We start from the raw sequence: 1,956 nt of genomic DNA on the forward strand, positions 1-1,956 counted from the left end.
GCGGCAACGGCCGCGCTTCCTGGAGGTGCCGGACGCGGCCATGCTGGCGGCGGGTGTGGCGGCGGATGGCTGGGCCCGGCTGACCGGGCGCAGCGGGCTCTTCGGCCTCGGCAAGGCGCGGGAGATCCTGCACCGGGACTGGGGCTCCGGTGCGGAGCGGCAACTGCCGGAAGCGGTCTGGGCACCCCGCATCGGCTTCGAGGAGGGGTTGCGGGACACGCTGGCCTGGTGGGCCAGCCTCGGCCTCGCCCCGGCGCCGGGCTGAACCCGGGCCGGCCCCTATGACGCCCCGCCGCCCATGCGCGCCGCCTCGTAGCGATAGCTGCAACCGTCCCCCGTCTGCGCGGCATTGACGGTGGGGATTTCCGCCGCGCTCAGCCGGTCGCCGGCGATCCGCCCCGCGGCCCGGCGCTCCGATCCGTCACGGTCCAGCGCGATCTCGCCATGCGGTGTCACGGTGCCTGTCATGACGGGACGCTGCACGGCGGAATGGCGATGGCGCGAGGTCCGCAGTTCCACCAGCCCGTCCCGGATGCGGAACCAGACGGTGTGGGGCTCCTTGCGGCAGTTCGCCGCCGTGCCGACCGGGATCTGCTGGCCCTGGTACAGGCCGTTGAACCGTGCCAATGCCTCCGGCGCGGCCGGACTCTGCGGCGCCGCCCCCTCCCCGGCGCAACCCGCCAGCAGGGGCAATATCAGCAGCACCAGCGTGGCCGCGCGGCGGCCACGGAGGAACGGATGACCCAGTCCGCCACGCCTTCCGACCATGCGACCGGCCGTCCGGTCGTCTTCATCCACACCAACGCCAAGCAGCGGCTTGGGGCGCTGGTCTCGGCGCATTCCTTCCGCCGCAACGCCCGGCAGCCCGACGGCTTCGAGGTGCGGCTGCTGGAGGCGGAGCATTCCGCCCCGCTCCGTGCCGCCGAGGGGCGGAGCTTCCTCCGCGCCGGGCACAGCCGCACCTGGCGTATGGATGACCTGCAATCCTTTACCCCTCTCCGCTTCGCCGTGCCCGATGCCATGGGGCACCGGGGCGTGGCGCTGGTGGTGGACCCCGACGTCTTCGCGGTGGGCGATGTGGGCGAGCTCTTCGCCCGTGACCGCGAGGGCAAGGCCATATGGTGCCGGGCGCGGCCCGGGCACAACGGCGCGCCGGACTATCTCGCCACCAGCGTGATGCTGCTGGACTGCGCGCTGCTGCCGCACTGGCGCTTCGGGCCGATGCTGGAGGACCTCTTCGCGAAGCGGCTGGACTATGTGGAGATGATCGAGCTGCGGCGGGAGAAGCGCGAGACCATCGGGCTGCTGGAGACGGTCTGGAACGATTTCGACCGGATGGGCCCCGACACGCGGCTGCTGCATACCACCAAGCGGCGGACGCAGCCCTGGAAGACGGGGCTGAAGGTGGACTTCACCCTGCGCGAGCGCGGCTTCGGGCCGATCCCGGCGGCGGTGGTGCGGCCCATCCTGCGGCTCTGGACCTCCCAGGCCCGCTACAAGCCGCATCCGGACAAGCGGCAGGAGGCCTTCTTCTTCGCCATGCTGGCGGAATGCCTGGACGAGGGATCGGTCACCCGCACGGAGGTGGAGCACGGGATCAGGGAGAAGCATATCCGCCCGGATGCCCTGGCGCTCGCGGATCGCTGCCGGGGCCAGTTCCCCCGGCCCCTGCCGGCAGCAGCGGCCTGATGCGCTCCACCGCCGCCGCGGCCACAGGCGGCGGCGGGGATCTTCCTTCCGTGAGCCGGTGATGCTCCAGACCCTGCCAGAAGAACCACAGGTCGCGCGGCCAGCCGGCCCAGCCGCGCCGCACCAGCCCGCCCCAGGCCCGGCCGGGGATACGCAGCCAGGGCGGGGCCGCCTGCCCGGCATCCGCCAGCCGCAGGGCGCGCATGGCGCGGAGCCAGGCGCCGCCAGGACGGTTCGCCCGCACGGGAATGAGGGTGACGGGCCTTC

General features: G+C 73.1%; 2 protein-coding genes and 1 pseudogene. 2 read left to right on the forward strand and 1 reads right to left on the reverse strand.

What is annotated here, in order from left to right; all coding sequences use genetic code 11:
- Positions 1-265: pseudogene (locus ROTAS13_RS27560) on the forward strand (hypothetical protein); the annotation flags it as partial.
- Between the two features lie 14 nt (positions 266-279).
- On the opposite strand, the gene ROTAS13_RS23805 reads toward ROTAS13_RS27560, so the two are convergent.
- A complete protein-coding gene (locus tag ROTAS13_RS23805) occupies positions 280-705 on the reverse strand; it encodes a hypothetical protein (protein ID WP_139323546.1) in 426 nt (141 codons plus the stop codon).
- 33 nt (positions 706-738) lie between these two features.
- Here ROTAS13_RS23805 and ROTAS13_RS23810 point away from each other — a divergent pair, with 33 nt between their 5' ends.
- Positions 739-1,689, forward strand: a complete 951-nt coding sequence (locus ROTAS13_RS23810) for a hypothetical protein (RefSeq protein ID WP_019460911.1) — start codon at positions 739-741, stop codon at positions 1,687-1,689.
- Positions 1,690-1,956 lie beyond the last annotated feature (267 nt).

The organism is Roseomonas sp. TAS13, from assembly GCF_001950415.1.
GTDB lineage: Bacteria > Pseudomonadota > Alphaproteobacteria > Acetobacterales > Acetobacteraceae > Roseomonas > Roseomonas mucosa.

Coding starts and splice junctions, on each gene's coding strand:
- ROTAS13_RS23810 (WP_019460911.1), top strand. CDS start 739: ATGACCCAGTCCGCCACGCCTTCCGACCATGCGACCGGCCGTCCGGTC.